Genomic DNA, 22,578 nt, shown 5'->3' on the forward strand with positions numbered 1-22,578 from the left:
TCATTAAAAAAAAAGGAATGAGTTCATGACGTTAGAAAACAAAACGGTTATCGTTACAGGTAGTTCAAGAGGAATAGGGAAAGCCATTGCCGTAGCATTTGCAAAAACTGGAGCAAACATTGTCCTGAACGGTCGAAAACCCATTCCGACGGATGTAGTTGAGGAAATCCAAGGCTATGGTGCTAAAGTACATACCATACTTGGTGATATGAGTGATTTTGAAAGTGCCAAACGATTAATTGAAGAAACCAAAGAGGTATTTGGCAGTGTGGATGTGTTAGTGAACAATGCCGGTATCACAAATGATATGCTTTTGATGCGGATGTCTGAAGAAGATTTTGATCAAACGATTGCAGTCAATTTAAAAGGAACATTCAATACCATCCGTCATGCTACAAAAGTCATGTTGAAACAAAGAAGCGGTACGATCATTAACCTGTCAAGCGTCGTGGGATTGGTTGGAAATGTGGGCCAAGCTAACTATGCAGCCAGTAAAGCCGGTGTAATTGGTTTAACGAAATCAGCTGCTCGTGAATTAGCAGCTAGAGGAATTACAGTAAATGCGATTGCTCCAGGTTTTATTGAAACAGAAATGACAGATGTCTTATCAGAAAAAATGAAAGAACAAGCTGTGGGACAAATTCCGTTAAAACGTTTTGGTCAAGTAGAAGACGTAGCACGAGCTGCAGTTTTTTTAAGTGAAAATAACTATATTACCGGTCAAGTGATCAACATTGACGGCGGTATGGTAATGAATGGTTAAAGAAGGAGGACGAACAGATATGAACCGTGTAGTCATAACAGGTATGGGTGCCGTTACCCCTTTAGGAAATACAGTCGATGAATTCTGGGATGGTTTGAAAGCTGGAAAAAATGGGATTGCACCGATTACAAAATTCGATGCAACTGAAACAGGTATTAGTGTAGCGGGAGAATTGAAAGACTTTGATGCAACAAACTACATGCCACGAAAAATTGCAAAACGGATGGATGAGTTTTCAAGATACGGGGTGGCCGCTGCTGTTCAAGCCGTTGAAATGAGTGGAATTGACACAGAACAAACCGATATGGATCGTTTTGGTGTGATTGTGGGTTCTGGTATTGGTGGATTGAACGCTATGCAAGAACAAATCATCAAAATGCATGACAAAGGACCACAACGTGTTGCGCCTTTCTTTGTGCCGATGGCGATCGGAAATATGGTAGCTGGTAATATTTCAATTGCAATTGGTACAAAAGGGATCAATACATCCATTGTAACAGCTTGTGCTTCAGGGAATAATGCTATTGGAGAAGCTTATCGCAACATCAAACATGGCTACTCAGACGTTATTTTGGCAGGCGGAGCAGAAGGAACGATCAATGAAATCGGAATCTCTGGGTTTGCAGCTCTAACAGCACTTTCAACTAGCACAGATCCAGATCGTGCATCTATTCCATTTGATAAAGACCGTCATGGTTTTGTCATGGGTGAAGGAGCCGGAGTCTTAATGCTGGAAAGCCTTGATCATGCAGTAGAACGAGGAGCAACTATTTATGGAGAAGTTGTCGGTTATGGCTCAACAGGTGATGGCTATCATATGACGGCGCCTACTCCTGATGGAAGCGGAGCAGGCAAAGCGATGCTAAATGCGATGGCAGAAGCAGGAATTACACCTGAAGAAGTCGGCTATATCAACGCTCACGGAACGAGTACCCCAGCAAATGATTCTGCAGAAACAATGGCAATCAAGTACGCTTTAGGGGAAACGGCTAAAAAAGTTGCCATTTCCAGTACTAAGAGTATGACTGGACACTTGTTAGGAGCTGCGGGAGCAATTGAAGCGATTGCTTGTGTCAAAGCTTTACAAGACGACTTTTTACCGCCGACAATTGGACTGGAAACAACCGATGAAGCATGTGATTTAGATTATATTCCACGAGTAGGAAGACAAGCTGAAGTTCGTTATGCTTTAAATAACTCATTAGGATTCGGTGGCCATAACGCAGTCACTTGTTTCAAAAAATGGGAGGGGCAATAATGGATTTTGAACAAATTAAAGAAATACTTAAACTCGTTGATCAATCTGAATTGACGGAATTTGATTTGCAAATGGATAATGCTTCTGTTCGAATGAGTAAAAATACTGTTCCTATGCAATCGAATGTGCAGCCTGCTGCTTTGAACCAAACAGCTGAAAATACACAGCCGGTTCAACAGCAAAGAACAATGGCAAAATCAAAAGCATCCCTTCAAGTAGACGATGTGGTTCTGCCGGCAGAGCCTCAAGCAGAAGAAGCGAAAGAAGGACATATTGTCCAATCGCCATTGGTTGGTGTAACCTATATGGCTCCATCTCCCGATCAATCTGCTTTTAAAAAAGTCGGCGATCCAGTCACAGTTGGCGAAACATTATGTATTGTTGAAGCAATGAAATTAATGAATGAAATAAAAAGTGATGTCGAAGGTACAATTGCTGAAGTCTTTGTTGAAGATGAGCAAGTTGTCGAATACAATCAACCGCTTTTCAGAATTGTCTAGGAGGAAATAAAAATGACTAAAATGAATATTGCAGAAATTCAAGACTTAATTCCTAACCGCTACCCGATTTATTTTATTGACCGCGTAGATGAAATGATTCCAGGCGAACGCGTAGTAGCATTAAAAAATGTTACGATCAATGAAGAAGTTTTCCAAGGTCACTTCCCAGGCGAACCTGTCCTGCCGGGTGTGTACATTTTAGAAAGTTTAGCACAAGCCGGTTCGATCCCGTTGTTGCAGTTAGATCGCTTTAAAGGTCAAACAGCTTATTTAGGCGGCATGAACAAAGTAAAATTCCGTAAAAAAGTAGTTCCTGGCGATCAATTGATGTTAGTGGTCGACATTGTTAAATTAAAAGACTATGCTGGTATCGGCAAAGGTGTAGCTTACGTTGATGGCAAAAAGGTTTGCGAAGCCGAATTAACGTTTATCATTGGAAGATAGTCAGATGTTCAAAAAAATATTAATCGCAAATCGCGGAGAAATTGCTGTCCGGATCATTCGTGCTTGTCGTGAATTGGGTATCCAAACAGTAGCAATTTACTCAGAAGCAGACCGAGACGCTCTGCATATGCAGTTAGCTGATGAAGCTATCTGTATTGGTCCAGCAAAAGCTACAGATTCTTATTTGAACATGCAAAGTATCTTAAGTGCTGCGGTAGTTACAAATTCTCAAGCTATCCATCCAGGATTTGGTTTTTTATCGGAAAACAGTACTTTTGCCACAATGTGTCAAGAAATGAACGTAGCATTTATCGGACCGGATCCGGAAACCATTGAACAAATGGGAAACAAATCAAATGCTAGAGATTTGATGATCCAAGCAGACGTTCCGGTTATTCCTGGAAGTGACGGCTTTATTACCGATACTGATAAAGCCAAAGAACTTGCAGAACAATTAGGTTACCCTGTAATGCTGAAAGCTGCTGCTGGAGGCGGCGGAAAAGGGATACGAAAAGTATACAGCCAGGAGGAATTAGTTTCTGCTTTTAATAGTGCTAAAAATGAAGCTCAAGCTGCCTTTGGTGATGGCCGTATGTATATGGAAAAAATTATTGAACATGCACGTCATATTGAAGTTCAAATTTTAGGCGATCACCATGGGAATGTTATTCATTTAGGAGAACGGGATTGCTCCTTACAACGGAACAACCAAAAAGTGATTGAAGAATCTCCTTCTGTGGCTATCAGTGAAGCGCAACGCCAAGCATTAGGCGAGACAGCTGTACGAGCGGCAAAATTTGTAAATTATAAGAATGCCGGGACAATTGAATTTTTATTAGATCAATCCGGGAAATTTTATTTTATGGAAATGAATACACGTATCCAAGTTGAACACCCTGTAACAGAAATGGCAACTGAAATCGATATTGTCAAAGAACAGTTAATTATTGCTAGTGGAAATAAAATGACTATTCAACAATCTGATGTCCGCTTGACTGGACATACAATTGAATGCCGTATCAATGCAGAAAATCCAGCTTTTAATTTTGCTCCTTCCCCTGGTAAAATCACTTATTTAATGATGCCGAGCGGTGGAAATGGATTGCGAGTGGAAAGTGCAATGTTTGCAGGTTATGTTATACCACCTTATTATGATGCGATGATCGCTAAAATTATTACAAAAGGTGCTGATCGTGTAGAAGCTATTGCCAAAATGAAACGAGCTCTAGGAGAACTGGTTATTGAAGGAATTATCAGCAATCAATTCTTTCAAGAAGATCTATTAGCTGATGAGCGTTTTGTTAATGGATCCTACGATACTAGTTTTTTACAAGATGTTTTTCTTGAAGAGTGGCAACCGCGCGTTGAATAGTCCATTAAGGGTATAAAGAGGTGAGAATGTGAGACTATTTAAAAAACGAGATTATATCCCTATCACTAAAAGTTCGCAACAAGCAGATGAAACAGATGCTCCTAAAGTTCCTGAAGGAATGTTTACTCAGTGTCCTAATTGTAAACGTGCCATTTATGGAAAAGATTTAGGATCAGAAAAAATTTGTCCTGAATGCGGCTACTCTTTTAGAATAGGTGCTCAAGAACGAATCCAATTAACAGTAGACAGCGAGAGTTTTGAAGAATGGAATGTAGACATTCCTTTTGAAAATCCTCTTGATTTTCCTGGATACGATGAAAAAATAAAAAAAATGCAACAAAAAACAGGTCTTGATGAAGCTGTTGTAACTGGAAAAGCCACTATCGAAGGCGTTGAAACGGCAATATGTGTAATGGATTCAAGCTTTATCATGGGAAGCATGGGACGTATAGTGGGTGAGAAAATAACCCGAACACTTGAACGGGCATTGGCAGAAAAATTACCAATCGTTATTTTTACAGCTTCTGGTGGTGCTCGTATGCAAGAAGGTATTTTATCTTTAATGCAGATGGCAAAAATCAGTGCAGCAGTAGCTCGTCATAGTGCTGCCGGTTTATTGTATATCACAGTGTTAACGGATCCGACAACTGGCGGAGTTACTGCTAGTTTTGCAATGCAAGGGGATATCATTCTATCAGAGCCGCGAGCGTTAGTAGGTTTTGCAGGAAGACGTGTTATTGAGCAAACCATTAAAGAAACACTGCCGGATAATTTTCAACTTGCAGAATCCGTTTTAAAGAATGGGTTTATCGATAAAATAGTTCCAAGAAAAGACCTTAAAGCAACATTAGGGCTGTTACTTCAACTTCATCAATAACAAGAGCGGATCAGAAAGAAACTTTGTATAAGAGAAGGTGAAACATTTGAGCGAAGCGAGCGAAGTAGTCGCCTTGGCTAGAAAAACATCGCGTCTAACAGCATTAGAAATATTTGAGGCTGTTTTCGAAAATTTTATTGAGTTTCACGGAGATCGCTATTTCCGTGACGATAAAGCCATTGTAGGAGGCATTGCTACCTTAAATGGACAGCCAATTACTGTAATCGGAAATCAAAAAGGACATGAACTAACAGAAAATATTGAGCGGAACTTTGGTTCTCCTCATCCAGAAGGCTATCGGAAAGCCTTGCGCTTAATGAAACAAGCTGAAAAGTTTAATCGTCCTGTTATCACATTTATCAATACTTCAGGGGCATATTGTGGAGTTGAAGCTGAAGAGCGAGGACAAGGTGAAGCCATTGCCCGTAACCTGATTGAAATGAGTCAGTTAAAAGTTCCTATTCTTTCAATTATAATCGGTGAAGGGGGAAGCGGAGGAGCGCTTGCTCTAGCAATGGGAAACCAAGTTTGGATGATGGAACACACAATGTATTCGGTCCTTTCTCCGGAAGGATTCTCTTCTATATTATGGAAAGATGCATCTAGAGCAGGTGAAGCAGCAGAAGTTATGAAATTGACGGCTCAGAATTTACTTGAATTAGATATTGTCGATGAGATTGTTTTAGAAACTGATCAAGGCGAATTATTAACTCAGCAGAGTATTTTAAGTAACTTGAAAAAGAAAATAGTAAAAACATTGAATGAATTGAATGCTAAATCTCCAAATGAATTAGTAGAAGAAAGATATCAGCGTTTCAGAAAATATTAAACAGTTAAAAACAAACACCATTTCTTTATCTATGGTGTTTGTTTTATTTTTGGGTTCTACGTCAACTGACGTTGGTGAAGAATTTTAGTCACTTATTTAATTAGAAATCCTATACACTTTTCATGGTAAGCATTAAGCTGCCCTGAAAAGTGTTTTTTCTTTCTGTTTATAGTTGCTGGTTTCATATTAAAGTGCAGAAGAATACGGTTTTTATAGTTCGCAAAGTTTCTGTAGCCATAGGCTACACGGTTAAGGACCTTAATCTTATTATTTATTCCTTCAATTTTTCCGTTTGAGTACTTATAGGCAAATGTATTTTTAATGTGCTTTATATGCTTTTTCAATGTTTTAAGGCTCGTCTTCATTGGTTTTGAAATAAGTGGATAATCTTTTTCTAAAATCTTTACTAGCTCATCGTAGTCGTTTTTCTCAACCGCTTTGAGAATAGCTTGATACACCTCGTAAGTCTCTCTCAGAATAGTGTTATATCCTAACATTTCATCGACAATTGCTGATTCTAAGCGTAGACCAAATAGAGCATAATAAGTATATTTTGTATAAGATAGTTCAGATTCTTTCTTTAGGATTTTTTTCCAAAATCGTTTTAATCGACGGTATTTTTTCATGTCTTCTCCGTTTGAGGTGTGAAATTGATTCATGACCGTTACCCTTGTACGGTTCAGTGAACGATTAATCAGCTGGACAATATGAAAACGATCAATGATAATTTTGGCGTTTGGAAAAAGCACGGGAATAAAATTGACGTAGCTGGCATTCATATCGACTGTAATGGTTTCTACTTTTTTTCTGGCCTTTAGGCTATAACGTGAAAGGAAATGGTCTTTTATCGTTCGGCTGTCTCGAGAAGGCAAAATATCAATGATCGTTCCTTTTTCGGCATCTATGTATTCAAAAGCCATTGTGCTGTTGGCATACTTAAACTCGTCAAACGAAAGATGTTTAGAAAGCCAGAAGTAATGCGGTTTATAATTCTTAGCTTGCTCATTAATAACGCGTTGCGTCGTTGCTGAAGAGACTCTAGTTTGACTAGAGATATCTTTTATAGATTGAGCCATAGATGATTTATCTAAAATTTGTGCTTTTACAGGATTCGAAATAAAACAATTTTCTTTCAATAGAGGCGTTTTCGCAGTAAATGTAGCCCCACATCCTTTACACTTGAACCGTTGCTTCTTGAGTAATAAATAAGTTGGATGAACCCCGCTCATAGGCAAAGTAATACGTGAAACCTGTGTCCCGTTACGATAGATGGTATAGTGTTCGTTTGCTGCATGGCACTTCATACATTCCTGAGGAATGTAGGTCAAGCGGCCTTTAATAAATTTACATTTCTTCCCTTTGAATTGACCGTATTCTACGCAATCATCTTCAAAAATAATGTTTTTGTCTTGAATATCTAGTACTTTTCGCATATCATTTGATGTAGGCAAGTGAGTTCTCTCCTTTGGATGGGTTGTGGTGACTTTAATTCTACAGGAGAACTCACTTGTTTTCTATTTTTACGAAAAAAGACGTTAGCGAGTTTTCACTCACCAACGTCAAATATTGTACAACCTATTTTTGCATGCGGTTTCAACAAAAGAGGAAATACCTTAATCTTACCAAGCCTTTAATCCATATGGTACACTAGTAAAGAATAAAACATGTATCTATAAAAATGAATTGGGTGAAAGTCTTGGGAAAAAAAATTGAATTTCCAAAAAATTATGAATACTATTTGAATCAAGGAAAGTCCCTAATGGAACGCGGAGAGACAAGAGAAGCTGTTGACTTTATTGAAAAAGCTTATACAATTAAATCGGATAGAGAAACTAACTTGGTTCTTGTTACCGTTTTATACCAAGTAGGAGAATATGAAAAAGCTAAAAACATGGCAGGTAAGCACCTTTCTCTTTATCAAAACGATGAACAGTTATATGCATTATATACCTCTATTTTAATAAAAAACCATGATTTTTTACAAGCGGAAAAGATTATAGCTATTGAAAAAAATAAGCAAAATAATCAAGTATCGGTAACGCTTTGGCAGAGTTTAGCTCAATCAATGGAAGATGAAAAGGAATCACTTGAAAGAACTAAGAAAAATAAGCAGCAACAAGTTTTGAAAAATGTTTTTTCTATGAGCAATCAAAGTTTGGAAGAACAATCAAAGACATTTAAAGAAACAGAAATACTTCCACCGCATTTATTTTTGCAAGCCGCAGAAAGCATATTAGCTAACCCTTTTGTGAACGGAATAACAAAGACAACCATGCTGCAAACTTTACTATCTCGAGAAATTGACACTCCTTTTACCTTGGAATGGTTTAATGAAAAGCATATAATCATTCCTAAAAACTTAGTGCCAATCCAAGAGAGCAAGGCCGTTCAAGCGATAGAAGACATTTTAAAAGAACAGCTTGAAAATAATAACCCAGTTTTATACCAAATTGTTAGTCAAGAAATTCATATCCACTTTATGCTATTGTATCCATTTATCGATGAAATTATTACTGCTCCAGAAGAATGGGTCCAACTTTATATTGATCGATATGAAGAAGGCCAGCAAAATAGTTATCAAGAAAATGGTTCAGAACAAATATCAAAATTAGCAGAATGGATGCTGCGATTAGATAATACGATAGAAGAATTGGCTCAAAGGCCAAATAGTTAATTATCTGTAGTGGATTATGCAATAGTAATGAGAAGAAAAAGAGTGTTTTTTGACAGGTTTTAGCTCTTTGTATTTACAAAAATTCAGTGATAGTGTAAGATTAGGGAGTATGCAATTTTAATAAATTGCCAAAAATAGAGTGTTTCGGAGGGAAATATACATGACTGCACAATGGGAAAAAAAAGGTACTAATGACGGTATCCTAACATTTGAAATCTCAGAAGAAAAAATCAGTGAAGGAATGAATACAGCTTTCAACAAAGTGAAAGGTACTTTGAATGTACCAGGTTTCCGTAAAGGAAAAGTTACACGTCAAGTATTCAACAAAATGTATGGAGAAGCAGCACTTTATGAAGATGCTTTAAATGCAGTCTTACCAGAAGAATATGAAGCAGCAGTAAAAGAAGCTGCAATTGAGCCTGTAGATCAACCTAAAATTGATGTTAAATCAATGGAAAAAGGTCAACCTTGGGTTATTGAAGCAACCGTTACGGTTAAACCAGAAGTTAAATTAGGAGAATACAAAGGCCTTACAGTCGAAAAACAAGATCGCGAAGTAACAGATGCTGATGTTGAAGCTAATCTAGAAACAAAACGCGAACAACAAGCTGAATTGGTCTTGAAAGAAGACGCAGCCGTTGAAGGAGATACTGTTGTTATCGACTTTGAAGGATTTAATAATGGTGAAGCTTTTGAAGGCGGTAAAGGAGAAAATCATTCATTAGAACTTGGATCTAATTCATTTATTCCAGGCTTCGAAGAACAATTGATTGGCGCTAAAGCAGGCGATGAATTAGACGTAACAGTTACATTCCCTGAAGATTACCATGCAGAAGATTTAAAAGGCGCTGAAGCAGTCTTTAAAGTGAAAGTTCATGAAGTGAAAGCAAAAGAATTACCTGAATTAGATGATGAATTTGCTAAAGATGTTGATGAAGAAGTTTCAACTTTGGCTGAATTAAAAGAAAAGATCAAAACTCAATTAATTGAAGCTAAGAGTGCTACTGCAGATGAAGCAAATGAAGAAGCAGCTATCCGTCAAGCAGTAGAAAATGCAACGATTGAAGAATTGCCATGGGCAATGGTACACGACGAAGTACATCGTCAAATGGATATGTTCTTAAATGATATGCAACGTCAAGGCGTAAGTCCTGAAATGTATTACCAAATTACAGGTACTACTGAAGAAGACTTGCACAAACAAATGGAAAGCGATGCAGATATGAGAACTCGTACGAACTTAGTACTTGAAGCAATTGTTGAAGCAGAAGCTTTTGATCCTTCTGAAGAAGAAGTAGAAGCTGAAATTAAAACATTAGCTGAACAATATGGAATGGAAGAAGACGCTGTTCGTTCTGCGTTAACTCCTGATATGTTAAAACATGACATTTCAATGAAAAAAGCTATTGATTTGATTACTTCTACAGCAGTAGAAAAATAAGCAACAAAAGCAGTCTGAAGAACGGAAACTGAAAAAAGAACTTCAAAGGTTAATAAACTTTTGGAGTTCTTTTCTCTATCGTAATATCGTTAAAGCTGCAAATAGAATGATGGTAATGCAGTGAAGTTTATGCTATGATGGTTAATGTTTGAAGGAAGCTGCCATTCCTTTAAGTAGCAAATGATAACGGATAAAACGAGATTATGAGTTAGAATGAGAATAGAGGTGGACAAGCATATGTTTATTGATGAAGAAACCAAAGGACCTGTAAGTTGTTCATTTTGTGGTAAATCCCAAGAGCAAGTAAAAAAAATTGTTGCAGGGCCTGGAGTGTACATTTGTAACGAATGTATTGACTTATGTAAAGAAATTATTGATGAAGAATTTAGTGATGCAGGCTACGGAGAGTTTTTAGAAGTACCTAAACCACAAGAAATCAGAAGTATCCTAAATGATTACGTAATAGGCCAAGAACAAGCCAAAAAATCCCTTTCAGTTGCCGTCTACAATCATTACAAGCGCATAAATCAAATTGGGACGGAAGAAGATGGAGTAGAGCTGCAAAAAAGCAATATTTGTTTAATTGGACCAACTGGTTCAGGAAAAACATTCTTAGCTCAAAGCCTAGCTCGTATTCTAAATGTTCCATTTGCTATCGCAGATGCTACCAGTTTAACTGAAGCAGGTTATGTCGGAGAAGACGTTGAAAATATTCTTCTTAAATTAATGCAAGCAGCAGATTATGATGTGGAACGTGCGCAAAAAGGCATTATCTATATTGATGAAATTGATAAAATTGCTCGTAAAAGCGAAAATGTTTCGATCACGCGTGACGTTAGTGGTGAAGGGGTACAACAAGCCTTGTTAAAAATATTAGAAGGTACAGTAGCTAATATTCCTCCACAAGGCGGCAGAAAACATCCGAATCAAGAATTTATTCAATTAGACACAAGCAACATCCTATTTATCGTAGGTGGAGCTTTTGACGGAATTGAAACGATCGTAAAAAATCGGATGGGTGAAAAAGTTATTGGTTTTGGTTCAACTAAAAAAGTTATGGATGATAGCGAAAGTGTGATGCAGCGGATTATTCCTGAAGACTTGTTGAAATTTGGTCTAATTCCTGAATTTATCGGCCGCTTACCAGTAATAGCAGCATTAGAAAAATTAACTGAAGAGGATCTAGTGCATATCTTAACTCAACCAAAAAACGCATTAGAAAAACAATATAAAAAATTAATGATGTTAGATAACGTTGAACTTGAATTTGAAGAGCAAGCACTACGTGAAATTGCTAAAAAAGCGATTGAACGCAATACTGGTGCTCGTGGGTTACGTTCAATCATTGAAAATATTATGTTGGAAATCATGTTCGAGTTGCCAAGCCGTCCTGAAATTTCAAAATGTGTCATTACAAAAGAAACTGTTGTTGGAGATGGATTACCTGACTTTTATGATGAACAAGGTCAAAAAATCCTTTAATCAAAATGAAGAAAGCTTTGAATTACCTGAACTTTTGGGTAATTCGAAGCTTTTTATTTTGATAGAGTGGGGTATTATAAAAAAGTGTAAGAATATAGAGCGAGATTAAACTTTTACTGGTACTTTTAGTGATTCATTTCATAAAGTATCAGTACAAGGCGACGAAAGGAGTGTGGCTCCCCAAGTCGTATTTCCTAGATTTCTTTCAAGTCAGGGCGGGCTGGTCCCGCTTTTTTTATCTTGAAACAGGAAAAAAGTAGTGGTTTAATTAATCCTTAAAATAGGAATCAAAGAAAGCTGTGTTTTTAAACTTGATATATGTTAAAATGAGTGAAGAATTTAGATTAGAGATGGAGATTAAAACATGAAAGTTAACAAAGCGGATATTGTGATCAGTGCTGTATCACCAGCACAATACCCTAATACAGGGCTGCCTGAAATTGCCTTAGCAGGACGTTCAAATGTGGGCAAATCTTCTTTTATCAATACATTGATCAATCGAAAGGGATTAGCACGTACTTCAAGTAAGCCGGGTAAAACACAAACACTTAATTATTATATTATAGAAGATAAATTTTATTTCGTTGATGTGCCGGGTTATGGATATGCAAAAGTATCTAAGACAGAACGCGCAAAATGGGGAGAAATGTTAGAAACTTATTTTACTCAGAGAGAACCTTTAAAGGCTGCTTTATGCGTGATTGACTTTAGACATCCTGCTACTGCTGACGACAAACAAATGTATGAGTTTCTTAAATATTATGGCATTCCAGTCATTGTAGTTGCTACAAAAGCAGATAAAATTTCTAAAAGTAAATGGAATAAACATATGAAGATCTCCAAAGAATCTTTGGGATTTGATTCTGCAGATGATTTTGTGTTGTTTTCTTCTGAAACAGGTGAAGGTAAAGAAGAGGCATGGAAGTTAATCGAAGGATACTTGAATAAAAAAAGTTGATGCAATCAGAAAGTTATATGTTACATGTTAAGAGTACCGTTGAAAAAGGAGTTTTTAAAGATGGAGTTTAATGAATACCAAAAATTAGCTAATCGAACATTATATGGAAATGAACAAGTATTAACTAACTGTGCTTTAGGTGTAGCTAGTGAATCGGGCGAACTGGTAGATTTGATCAAGAAATATACCTTTCATGGTCATGATTTGAATAAAAAAGAATTAGTAAAAGAAATGGGAGATGTTTTATGGTATTTATCACAAATTGCAGAATGGGCAGATATTCCTTTTGAAGATGTAGCGATTCAAAATATCGAAAAATTGAAAAAACGGTATCCTAATGGCTTTTCAGAAGAAAGAAGCCGACAACGAACAGATGAATAGAATAAAATTCAGTGAATGCAAAAGAGGTTGGGCTTTAGCCCCAACCTCTTTTTACTTAGTCATTTTTATTAGTAGAATCAAGTTTTTTTTCAGACTTTTTTTCTTCTTTATCCTCTTTTTTAGCTACAGTTTCTTCTGGATCAAGTACAAACTTATGAAATAAATCATCTAGACTGGTTTCAACTTTAGATAATTGTCCCACGACATAACCTCCTATTTAAAGCTATTATTAGTTTAACGCTATTGAAAGTAAAATGCCACTATTTTATTTTGAGAAAAATGAATGTATGATCCTAAAGTTGTTTTCCAAAAGCAAATTAATTTATACATTAAAAAATGTATAAAAAGTGATGATTGGGAATAATAAACGAATATAAAGGAGTAGTGCTTGCATAAATATTCCTTTCCTGTTAAACTACACAAGAATTTAAAAATAGCAGGGAAGAGGAATAGATGATGAAAAAAAAGCCTTTTATAATAATAGTATTGGTTATTTTGGCTTATTGCTTTTTGCCTACACTACAAGCATCAGCAGCCGATAACTCATTAGAAAAAATTAAATCGAAAGGAACGTTGGTGATCGGCACGAGTGCAGATTTTCCTCCCTATGAATTTCATGCTACGATTGATGGTCAAGATGAAATTGTAGGTATGGATATTTCGATTGCAAAAAAAATTGCAGAAGATTTAAATGTTAAATTAGAAATTCAAGACATGGGTTTCGATAGTTTGTTGCCAGCTTTAGAAGTTAATAAAGTAGATATGATTCTTGCAGGTATGAGTCCTTCTGAAGAGCGGAAACAAAGTGTTGATTTTTCTGATGTTTATTATACGGGTGGGCAAAATATTGTCATTCGTCCCTCTGATAAAGAAGTCTACGATTCGAAAGATAGTTTAGTTAAAAAGAAGGTAGGAGTTCAAACCGGCTCATTACAGGAAACATTGGCTAAAGAACAGATGCCTGAGTCAAGTATATTAAGTTTATCTAAAATAACCGATTTAATTCTAGCATTGAAAACAAATAAAATAGAAGCTATTATCATAGAAAAACCAAGTGCAATGGCTTATGTTTCAAACGATACAGGACTGGCTACTTTTGATGGAGGCTTTGAACTAGCCGAAGGAGAGCAAGGAATTGCTATAGCAGTCAAAAAAGGATCAGAGTCTCTCATTGCTAGTATAAATGAATCTCTTTCTAATATAAAAGAACAGAACTTGACGAAAACGTATTTAGAAGAAGCTGGAGAACACTTAAAAAACAGTCCAGGAGAAACGGAAGAAAAAGAAACAAAATCAAATGGAATGATTAACTATTGGAGTTATTTTGCACGAGGAACGGGTTATACAATCCTGATTTCTGTTTTGAGTGTTTTATTTGGAAGCATCTTAGGTGTGCTATTGTCATTGATGCGGTTGATGGATAATAAAATTATACGTGGGTTAGCAACAGCATATGTTGAATTTGTCAGAGGAACCCCTATGATGATTCAAGTTATGTTTATCTATTTTGCGGTTGGTTATGTGATCAACCTCCCAGCCTTAGCTTCAGGTATTATTGCTGTATCTTTAAACAGTGCTGCTTATATCTGTGAAATCATCCGTTCAGGCTTGAATTCGGTCAGTAAGGGACAGACAGAAGCGGCAAGAAGTTTGGGAATGAGTAAAAAGCTAACAATGCGTTATATTGTTTTCCCGCAAGCGTTAAAAAATATTTGGCCTGCTTTAGGCAATGAATTTATAACAGTCATTAAAGAAAGTTCCATTGTTTCGATTATCGGTGTAAGTGATTTAATTTTCCAAACGAAAATCGTTACGTCGGTTTCCTATAGAGGAATTGCTCCTTTAGCTGTTACGATGGTCATCTACTTTATTTTAACGTATAGTTTAACCAAGTTACTGAATTACTATGAAGGGAAGATGAACCATGATTAAGTTTAACCATTTAAAAAAAACATTTGATAAAAATGAAGTCTTGATCGATATTAGCGGAGAAGTAAAAAAAGGTGAAGTGGTCGTTATCATTGGTCCATCTGGTTCAGGGAAAAGTACATTATTGCGTTGCTTAAATTTGTTGGAAACCCCAACGAGTGGAGAAATTATTTTTGAAGATACAACCTTAACCAAATTGAATGAAAATAAAATTAACCAATTACGTGAAAAAATGGGAATGGTTTTCCAAAGCTTTAATCTTTTCCCGCATCTTTCAGTAATCGAAAATTTAAAAATTGCCCCTATTAAAGTCAAAGGAATGCAAGAGGAAGAAGCAGAAAAACAAGCAGCTAAACTTTTAAAACAAGTGGGATTAGCGGATAAAGACAAAGCGTATCCCGTTAACTTATCCGGAGGCCAGCAACAACGGGTAGCCATTGCGAGAGCTTTGGCGATGAACCCTAAAGTTATGCTTTTTGATGAACCCACTTCGGCATTAGATCCTGAAATGGTAGGAGAAGTTTTAAAAGTTATTCAAGACTTGGCAGAAACGGGAATGACGATGGTTGTGGTTACGCATGAAATGGGATTTGCTAAAGAAGTTGCAGATCGAATTATCTTTATGGATGCAGGATATATTGTAGAAGAAGGAAACCCTGAACAACTATTCGACCACCCACAACATGAACGAACAAAAAACTTCTTAGCAAAAGTATTATAGAACCAAAAAAAAACCTCAAAACTTAAAAAGTTTTGAGGTTTTTTTCTATCATTTTTTATTTTTTATTGTCATCTTTAACCGCAACAGGTTTTTTCCATAGTCCAAGAATAGTAGCAGAAACAATCATTCCAATTACTAATGTAATCAAGAAAAGAATTGCATGGTTTGAAAGACCAATTGCAAATATTCCACCATGTGGTGCTGGAATAGTAATATCCCAGAATTGAGTTAATCCACCTGCGATTGCAGCACCTACAACAGACGAACCAATAATTCTCATTGGGTCAGCGGCTGCGAAAGGAATAGCCCCTTCAGTAATAAAAGAAAGTCCTAAAATATAATTTGTCAGACCGGATTTTCTTTCCTCTTCTGTAAATTTATTTTTAAAGATTGTACTTGCTAGAGCAATAGCTAAAGGTGGAATCATCCCACCAGCCATAACAGCAGCCATTAAACTCCCATCACCTGTATCAGTGAAGATGCCGATTGAAAAAGCGTAGGCAGCTTTATTGAAAGGACCGCCCATATCAATAGCCATCATTCCGCCTAGTAACGCACCTAAAATTACTGCGTTCCCAGTCCCAAGATTTTCAAGGAAATTGATCATGCCAGTATTAATAGTAGAAAAAACAGGATCAATGATAAAGTACATGAATAAACCGATAATAAACAAACCAAGTACAGGGTAGAGCAGGATTGATTTCAACCCTTCCAATGACTTAGGCATACCTTTTAGAAGCTTTCTTAAGAAAAGAATAACATAACCTGCTAAGAAACCAGCAGCTAATCCACCTAAGAAACCAGCATTACTTTGAACAGCCATAAATCCACCGACCATCCCTGGCATTAATCCGGGACGATCACCGATACTCATGGCGATATAACCAGCTAAAATAGGGATCAAAAAGTTAAAAGCATTACTGCCTAAAGAATTTAAGAAAGTAAAAATTTCGCTTTTATCTCCAAAGTAAGGTTCAACTAGGAAAGAAAGAGCCATAATAATACCGCCGCCGACTACGAAAGGCAGCATATGTGAAATCCCATTCATCAAATCTTTATAAACTTTGCTTATAATAGAACCTTTTTCTTCTTCTGAATCTTCCATATCTCTTTCACCACTTGCATGGAAAGTAGGAGCTTGCTGTTTAACAGCTTTATCAATCAGTTCTTCAGATTTACGTATTCCGTCACTTACTGGACGTTGCAGAACATGTTTGCCATCAAAACGATTCATTTCGACATTTTTATCAGCAGCGACGATAACGCCTGCAGCACGTTCAATATCAGCTGCAGTCAATCGGTTTTTAACACCTTCAGTTCCGTTGGTTTCAACTTTGATATCTACACCCATTTCAGCAGCTTTTTTCTTCAGAGCATCTTCAGCCATATAGGTATGAGCAATTCCAGTAGGACAAGCAGTTACTGCAATAACAAAAGGACGATCAACATCGGGAGTTTTAGTTGCTTCAGCTTGTTGTTCGGCTTTTTCATCAGCTAACCGTTTTTGCTCTGCTTCTGTAAATAAGTTTTGGACTTCATCAGGTGTTGTTGTTTCTTTTAGAGAAGCAACAAATTCAGGGTTTATTAATAACCGAGATAAGCTGGCTAAAGCTTGCAAATGAGTGTCATTAGCACCCTCTGGAGCAGCAATCATAAAGAATAAATAGGTTGGTTGACCATCTAAAGCTTCATATTCCACACCTTTTGTACTTTTAGCAAATAATACAGTAGCTTCATTGACTGCAGCTGTTTTTGCATGCGGCATAGCAATGCCATCTCCAAGTCCCGTTGAAGTTTGTGCTTCTCTGGCCATGATACCTTCTTTAAAAAGAGCCGAATCATTGAGACGGTCTTGAGCAGCTAAACTAGCAATCATTTCATCAATTGCAGCTTCTTTAGTGGTTGCTTTTAAATCCATTATCATGACGCTTTTAAGCAGTAAATCGTTGATATTCATATTTTTTCCTCCTAATAGTTAACTTAACAAAGTTACATGAACTTGAGAAAGAAGACGGTCAATCTCTTTTTTCTTGGCTAAATCATCTGAAAAAGCTGTAGCACTACCTGTAGCAACACTAGTTTGAAAAGCTGTTAAAGGATCCTTCGTCTGTATAAGCGTTCCGATAAAACCTGCGACCATTGAGTCGCCAGCTCCTACTGAATTTTTCACTTTCCCTTTAGGAACAGTTGATTGGTATACTTTATCTTCTGTGAAAAATAATGCTCCATCTCCTGCCATAGAAATCAAAGCATAAGAAGCGCCCATTTTAATTAATTCTTTTCCATAAGGAATCATGTCGTCAACAGAATTAAAAGTGACTTGGAATAAATCTGCTAATTCATGGTGATTGGGTTTGACCAATAAAGGATGAAAAGAAAGAGCATCCAATAAGGCTTGTCCTGTTGTATCCATCACAAAACGAGCTCCCGTAGCAACAATTCGAGAAATGATCTGCTGATAAAAATCCTTAGGCAAAGAGGCAGGCTGGTTACCGGAAATAACGACTAAATCATTTGAGGTTAACTGATCGAATTGAGATAAGAGTGCCTGCGCTTCTTTTTCGGTAATAACCGGACCATTTGCATTAATCTCTGTTTCTTGATCGGATTTCAATTTAACATTAATTCTTGTATCGTCTTGAACCGGTGTAAATTGAGTTATCACTTCTTCTTGATTCAACCAGTTGGTAATGAAATCGCCGGTAAAACCTCCTAGAAAACCTAAAGCAGTTGTAGGCTGTTCGAGTTGGTGAAGCACGCGGGAAACATTGATTCCTTTTCCTCCGGGCAGTTTAATATCCCTTGCCATTCGATTTAACTCTCCCATTTTGAAATTAGGAACTTCAACAATGTAGTCAATCGATGGATTAAGGGTAACAGTATAAATCATTTTTTTGCCTCCTTAATAGTTGTTTGATCAAAGTAACTTTGATAAACAGTATGGTCGATAGTATCTGTCACAATAATAGCATCCTCAAGCTCACAAACTTTTGCAAAGCTAACTTTATCGAATTTTGTTTGATCGGCTAAGAAGTAAGTTTTTGAACTGTGTAAATGAGCCTGTCTTTTAACAGCAGCCTCTTCAATATCTGGAGTAGTAAAGCCAAATTCCGAATCAATGCCATTTATTCCCAAAAAGCTTTTATTAAATCGGTAATCATTTAATTGATTGTTGCTGACCGTTCCAATGATTGCTTTTGTGGTTGTCTTGATTTCTCCGCCAAGCAGAATCGTTTTTATTTGTAGCTCTGATAATAAAGTTGCCTGCTGAATGCCGTTTGTCACAACTCGAATGTTTTTATTTTTTAAAAAAGGAATTAAATAAAGGGTAGTGGTTCCTGCATCTAAAAAAATGGTATCATTTTCTTCAATAAAAGAAGCTGCTAATTCAGCAATGGCTTTTTTTTCTTGGATGTTTTTGGAGGTTTTTTCATGAGCTGTCAATTCTTCATCTAAGTGATAAGTTCTTTTAGCTCCGCCATGTATACGGGTTAATTCTCCAGCGGCTTCTAATAAAGCTAAATCTCTGCGGATAGTGGATTCAGAGCAATTTAAATTATTTATCAAGTCTTGGGATTTTACTAGTCCGCGCTGTTTTAATTGAGTAAGAATATAATTATGACGTTCTTCAGTTAACATATCGACCCTCCTCGAACTCTTATAATACCATCAAAAACGCTCAAAAACAATCAATATTATTAAGCGGTTTCCGTTCTTGTGTTTTAAAATTTACTTGTTATAATTGTTATAGAACAACCATTAGATTTTTGTAAAGGAGTTTTTAACGTGATGATTCATATTAAGCCAGAAAGTGATACACCGATATATGTACAATTAGTTTATCAAATAAAAATTGGGATCTTAAAAAAGGAACTGATTCCAGGTGAAATGTTGCCAAGTGTCCGTAGTTTAGCTGGCGATATTGGCGTAAATATGCATACAGTCAATAAAGCCTATTTGCAATTAGTGGATGAAAAAGTTTTAACAAACCATAAAAAAGGCTTTCAAGTAAGAGAGCGTGAACAGATGAATATGAGTGACACGTATCAAGAGGGATTTAAACTCAAATTAACAGAATTGATGATCGATGCTGCTATTTATCAATTATCCGAAAAAGAAGTAAACGTCATACGTGAATCAATCAATGCGGAGATACAAAGGAGAGAAGAAAAATGATCTTATTTGTAGGATTTATGGTTATTCTATTTTTGGTAGTCGGAATTATAATGGGATTGACTCCGTTTATGGGGCGAAAAAGTAGTCAATTTGGTGTCAGCATACCTGAAACCTATGAAGAAGACGAGCAATTAAAAAAATGGATGAAACAGTATTTCTTAATTACTATTACAAGCAGTATCCTTTTTACAATTCCTTTCTTTGTTTTTTCTCATATTAAAAATACAGCACAAGCAGAGATGCAACTAGGTATTTATAGTACTATAGGGATACTATTGATCTTAGTGATTGCTAGTTCATCTTATTTAGTGATCCATAAAAAAGTGCAGGCCTGGAAAAGGCAATTGCCAAAAGAAAGCGGGAGTTCGCAAGAAATTGTAGTAGATTTAAATTCTCGAAAAAACGGACTATTGATCCCAAATGCGATTATTGTCTTTAGTAACTTGATAATTATTGGCGGAACAGCACTCATTACTTGGTTAAATTACCAACGGATTCCTGCTGTTTTCCCCATTCATTGGGGAATGAATTTCGAGCCAGACCGGTTTGCAACTAAATCCGTTAAAACTGTTTTTGGTTTATTGGGGATTCAGTTGATAATGACTCTTATTTTTGTAATAAGCAATTATTCAGTTAAAAAAGCAAAACAAGCTTTAGATCCTAAAAATCCCTCTATTTCTAATTTAAAAAATCGTCTCTTTCGCCAAGCTTGGTCTCGTTTTTCTTTACTCGTTTCTATTTTAACCCAGTTATTGCTAAGTGCACTTCAATTTGCTACTGTGCTGTTCAGCAAAGTGCCTATTAAGTGGTTTATCTACCTAACTATTTGCTATACGCTCTTTGTTTTAGGCTATACTGTTGTTCTATCTTTGAAATATGGGCAAGGCGGAGAACGGTTAAAAATACATGATATCCCAGAAGAAAAAACTAAGTCAGCACGTCGTTATAATGAAGACCGGTATTGGAAGTTAGGGATTTTTTATTATAATTCTGATGATCCTTCAATTTGGATAGAAAAAAAGTTTGGAATTGGAATAACAATCAATTTTGCTCGATGGCAAAGTTGGGCAACTATCGGAGGAATTTTCTTATTGATAGCCATTCTAACATGGTTTTCTAAATAAACTCTTGTTCACTTAAGAAGCTTAAGAAAAAACCCTTCATCCTTATTCAGGTTTAAATGGACAAAGTAAGAAAATATCCGTACAATAGGTAATGGATTAGAATGGGGTATACTGAACATTACCTCATTTTTTAGGTAATACGTGACGGAAAATATACTTGTTTACATCTTGGAACAAATGTAACAATAAGAATTCTCGCTGCATCATCTAAAGAGTAACCCAAAAAAAATCAAAATAAAACTCTCATAACTGTAAAAAATGAGGAGGAAATCAATAATGTCAATGTTTTTAGATCAAGTAACAATTAGCGTAAAAGCTGGCAATGGCGGTAACGGCATGGTAGCTTTCAGGCGCGAAAAATATGTTCCAGATGGCGGACCGGCTGGTGGAGATGGCGGAAAAGGCGGAAGTTTAATTTTTATTGTTGATGAAGGATTACGAACTTTAATGGATTTTCGTTTTAATCGTCATTATAAAGGCGAAGATGGAGAACATGGAATGAGTAAAAGTATGCACGGCAGAGGAGCTGGAGATACATTCATCAAAGTCCCGCCTGGAACTGTTGTAAGAGATGTGGATACAGGAATTGTTTTAGGGGACTTAATTCATGAAGGACAACGCTTGACAGTGGCAAAAGGCGGACGAGGCGGACGAGGCAATATTCGTTTTGCTACTCCAAGAAATCCAGCTCCTGAAGTGGCAGAAAACGGTGAACCCGGTGAAGAACGGAATCTAGAATTAGAATTGAAAGTTCTAGCAGATGTCGGGTTAGTTGGTTTTCCGTCAGTTGGAAAATCTACTTTGCTTTCAATTGTTTCTGCAGCACGTCCTAAAATCGGAGCCTATCATTTTACTACTCTGGTTCCTAATTTAGGAATGGTTCAAACAACTCAAGGAAAAAGTTTTGTGATGGCTGACTTGCCTGGACTGATTGAAGGTGCATCACAAGGAGTGGGTCTTGGTATTCAATTTTTGAGACATATTGAGCGCACACGTGTGATTTTGCATGTGATTGATATGAGCGGCAGTGAAGGCAGAGACCCATACGAAGATTATGTAACAATCAATAAAGAACTTGAAAGCTATGACTTGCGTTTATTAGAACGGCCTCAGCTGATTGTTGCTAATAAGATGGACATGCCTGAAGCGGAAGAAAATCTGAAAGCTTTTAAAAAGAAACTTCAGTCTTTGAAAGAAGATGAATATGAGGATGATATTCAAATTTTTCCTATTTCAGCGATTTCACATAAAGGTATCAATAATTTATTAAATGCAACGGCTGATGTGCTAGAGACTACTTCTGAATTCCACTTGGAAGAGTTGGAACAAGAACAAGAAGAAGTTGTGTTATACAAACACACTGCTGAAGATAAAGGCTATAAAATTACAAGAGATCCTGATGCAACTTGGGTGATCTCAGGCGACAAACTAGAAAAATTATTTAAAATGACTAATTTTGATCACGATGAGTCCATTCGTCGTTTTGCTCGTCAATTAAGAGCAATGGGAATTGATGAAGAACTACGTGAACGCGGAGCAGTAGACGGAGATACAGTTCGTATTTTGAAATATGAATTTGAATTTGTTGAATAAGAGCTGTTGGAATTGAAAGGAAGCCACTTGACATTTGCTCATGTGGTTTCTTTTTT

The 22,578-nt window shown here is 36.6% G+C and carries 22 protein-coding genes; 17 read left to right on the top strand and 5 right to left on the bottom strand.

The features are described 5' to 3' along the window. Positions 1 to 25: 25 nt before the first annotated feature. Genes fabG through BR87_RS01600 form a run of 7 tightly spaced genes read left to right on the top strand, consistent with a single transcriptional unit; the run spans position 26 to position 6,043 of the window. Complete coding sequence (fabG, locus tag BR87_RS01570) at positions 26 to 763, top strand: 3-oxoacyl-[acyl-carrier-protein] reductase (protein ID WP_035027863.1); 738 nt, start codon at positions 26 to 28, stop codon at positions 761 to 763. 19 nt (positions 764 to 782) lie between these two features. Then, positions 783 to 2,021, top strand: coding sequence for a beta-ketoacyl-ACP synthase II (gene fabF / locus BR87_RS01575; protein ID WP_035032676.1), 1,239 nt, complete (start codon positions 783 to 785; stop codon positions 2,019 to 2,021). Further along, entirely contained in the window at positions 2,021 to 2,521 is a 501-nt protein-coding gene (gene accB, locus BR87_RS01580; RefSeq protein WP_035027864.1) for an acetyl-CoA carboxylase biotin carboxyl carrier protein, read from the top strand. Before fabF ends, accB begins: the two co-directional genes overlap by 1 nt. 12 nt (positions 2,522 to 2,533) lie before the next feature. Beyond that, entirely contained in the window at positions 2,534 to 2,965 is a 432-nt protein-coding gene (fabZ, locus tag BR87_RS01585; RefSeq protein WP_035027867.1) for a 3-hydroxyacyl-ACP dehydratase FabZ, read from the top strand. A 4-nt stretch (positions 2,966 to 2,969) separates the two neighbouring features. Then, positions 2,970 to 4,337 carry an acetyl-CoA carboxylase biotin carboxylase subunit gene (locus BR87_RS01590; RefSeq protein ID WP_035027868.1) on the top strand — a complete coding sequence of 456 codons (1,368 nt, stop codon included), beginning with the start codon at positions 2,970 to 2,972 and terminating at the stop codon, positions 4,335 to 4,337. A 28-nt stretch (positions 4,338 to 4,365) separates the two neighbouring features. Further along, on the top strand, positions 4,366 to 5,214 hold the full coding sequence (gene accD / locus BR87_RS01595) for an acetyl-CoA carboxylase, carboxyltransferase subunit beta (RefSeq protein WP_035027871.1): 849 nt from the start codon (positions 4,366 to 4,368) through the stop codon (positions 5,212 to 5,214). Positions 5,215 to 5,260: 46 nt separating this feature from the next. Then, positions 5,261 to 6,043 (top strand): acetyl-CoA carboxylase carboxyl transferase subunit alpha, encoded by a 783-nt coding sequence (locus BR87_RS01600; RefSeq protein ID WP_035027874.1) that lies wholly within the window; start codon positions 5,261 to 5,263, stop codon positions 6,041 to 6,043. A gap of 92 nt (positions 6,044 to 6,135) precedes the next feature. On the opposite strand, the gene BR87_RS01605 is transcribed toward BR87_RS01600, so the two are convergent. Beyond that, entirely contained in the window at positions 6,136 to 7,494 is a 1,359-nt protein-coding gene (locus BR87_RS01605; RefSeq protein ID WP_211249961.1) for an ISL3 family transposase, read from the bottom strand. Positions 7,495 to 7,802: 308 nt separating this feature from the next. Here BR87_RS01605 and BR87_RS01610 point away from each other — a divergent pair, with 308 nt between their 5' ends. The 5 genes from BR87_RS01610 to BR87_RS01630 all read left to right on the top strand — a co-directional run bounded on the left by BR87_RS01610 (position 7,803) and on the right by BR87_RS01630 (position 12,979). Then, complete coding sequence (locus BR87_RS01610) at positions 7,803 to 8,717, top strand: tetratricopeptide repeat protein (RefSeq protein WP_156959062.1); 915 nt, start codon at positions 7,803 to 7,805, stop codon at positions 8,715 to 8,717. Between the two features lie 160 nt (positions 8,718 to 8,877). Next, positions 8,878 to 10,158 (top strand): trigger factor, encoded by a 1,281-nt coding sequence (tig, locus tag BR87_RS01615; RefSeq protein ID WP_035027880.1) that lies wholly within the window; start codon positions 8,878 to 8,880, stop codon positions 10,156 to 10,158. Between the two features lie 237 nt (positions 10,159 to 10,395). Next, positions 10,396 to 11,640 (top strand): ATP-dependent protease ATP-binding subunit ClpX, encoded by a 1,245-nt coding sequence (clpX, locus tag BR87_RS01620; protein WP_035027884.1) that lies wholly within the window; start codon positions 10,396 to 10,398, stop codon positions 11,638 to 11,640. A 364-nt stretch (positions 11,641 to 12,004) separates the two neighbouring features. Further along, entirely contained in the window at positions 12,005 to 12,598 is a 594-nt protein-coding gene (gene yihA, locus BR87_RS01625; protein ID WP_035027886.1) for a ribosome biogenesis GTP-binding protein YihA/YsxC, read from the top strand. A 60-nt stretch (positions 12,599 to 12,658) separates the two neighbouring features. After that, positions 12,659 to 12,979, top strand: a complete 321-nt coding sequence (locus tag BR87_RS01630; RefSeq protein ID WP_035027889.1) for a nucleoside triphosphate pyrophosphohydrolase family protein — start codon at positions 12,659 to 12,661, stop codon at positions 12,977 to 12,979. Between the two features lie 55 nt (positions 12,980 to 13,034). Here BR87_RS01630 and BR87_RS13150 read toward each other — a convergent pair whose 3' ends face one another. Further along, positions 13,035 to 13,181: a hypothetical protein gene (locus BR87_RS13150; protein WP_169741126.1), complete on the bottom strand. Its 147-nt coding sequence runs from the start codon at positions 13,179 to 13,181 to the stop codon at positions 13,035 to 13,037. Positions 13,182 to 13,432: 251 nt separating this feature from the next. On the opposite strand from BR87_RS13150, the gene BR87_RS01635 reads away from it, so the two are divergent. Then, positions 13,433 to 14,911, top strand: coding sequence for an ABC transporter substrate-binding protein/permease (locus tag BR87_RS01635; RefSeq protein WP_035027892.1), 1,479 nt, complete (start codon positions 13,433 to 13,435; stop codon positions 14,909 to 14,911). Further along, complete coding sequence (locus BR87_RS01640) at positions 14,904 to 15,629, top strand: amino acid ABC transporter ATP-binding protein (RefSeq protein WP_035027894.1); 726 nt, start codon at positions 14,904 to 14,906, stop codon at positions 15,627 to 15,629. Before BR87_RS01635 ends, BR87_RS01640 begins: the two co-directional genes overlap by 8 nt. 55 nt (positions 15,630 to 15,684) lie before the next feature. Here BR87_RS01640 and BR87_RS01645 read toward each other — a convergent pair whose 3' ends face one another. From BR87_RS01645 to BR87_RS01655, 3 genes are read right to left on the bottom strand one after another with little or no spacing between them, the layout of a single operon-like run. Continuing rightward, positions 15,685 to 17,586, bottom strand: a complete 1,902-nt coding sequence (locus BR87_RS01645) for a PTS fructose transporter subunit IIABC (RefSeq protein WP_035027898.1) — start codon at positions 17,584 to 17,586, stop codon at positions 15,685 to 15,687. Between the two features lie 18 nt (positions 17,587 to 17,604). Continuing rightward, positions 17,605 to 18,519, bottom strand: coding sequence for a 1-phosphofructokinase (gene pfkB, locus BR87_RS01650; protein ID WP_035027901.1), 915 nt, complete (start codon positions 18,517 to 18,519; stop codon positions 17,605 to 17,607). Beyond that, positions 18,516 to 19,268: a DeoR/GlpR family DNA-binding transcription regulator gene (locus BR87_RS01655; RefSeq protein WP_035027904.1), complete on the bottom strand. Its 753-nt coding sequence runs from the start codon at positions 19,266 to 19,268 to the stop codon at positions 18,516 to 18,518. Before BR87_RS01655 ends, pfkB begins: the two co-directional genes overlap by 4 nt. 150 nt (positions 19,269 to 19,418) lie before the next feature. Here BR87_RS01655 and BR87_RS01660 point away from each other — a divergent pair, with 150 nt between their 5' ends. From BR87_RS01660 to obgE, 3 genes are all read left to right on the top strand, one after another. Next, positions 19,419 to 19,805, top strand: coding sequence for a GntR family transcriptional regulator (locus tag BR87_RS01660; protein ID WP_211249962.1), 387 nt, complete (start codon positions 19,419 to 19,421; stop codon positions 19,803 to 19,805). Then, positions 19,802 to 20,929, top strand: coding sequence for a DUF1648 domain-containing protein (locus tag BR87_RS01665; RefSeq protein WP_035027909.1), 1,128 nt, complete (start codon positions 19,802 to 19,804; stop codon positions 20,927 to 20,929). Before BR87_RS01660 ends, BR87_RS01665 begins: the two co-directional genes overlap by 4 nt. Positions 20,930 to 21,205: 276 nt before the next feature. Next, on the top strand, positions 21,206 to 22,522 hold the full coding sequence (obgE, locus tag BR87_RS01670) for a GTPase ObgE (RefSeq protein ID WP_035027911.1): 1,317 nt from the start codon (positions 21,206 to 21,208) through the stop codon (positions 22,520 to 22,522). Positions 22,523 to 22,578 lie beyond the last annotated feature (56 nt).

It is taken from the genome of Carnobacterium mobile DSM 4848, assembly GCF_000744825.1.
Classification (GTDB): Bacteria; Bacillota; Bacilli; order Lactobacillales; family Carnobacteriaceae; genus Carnobacterium_A; species Carnobacterium_A mobile.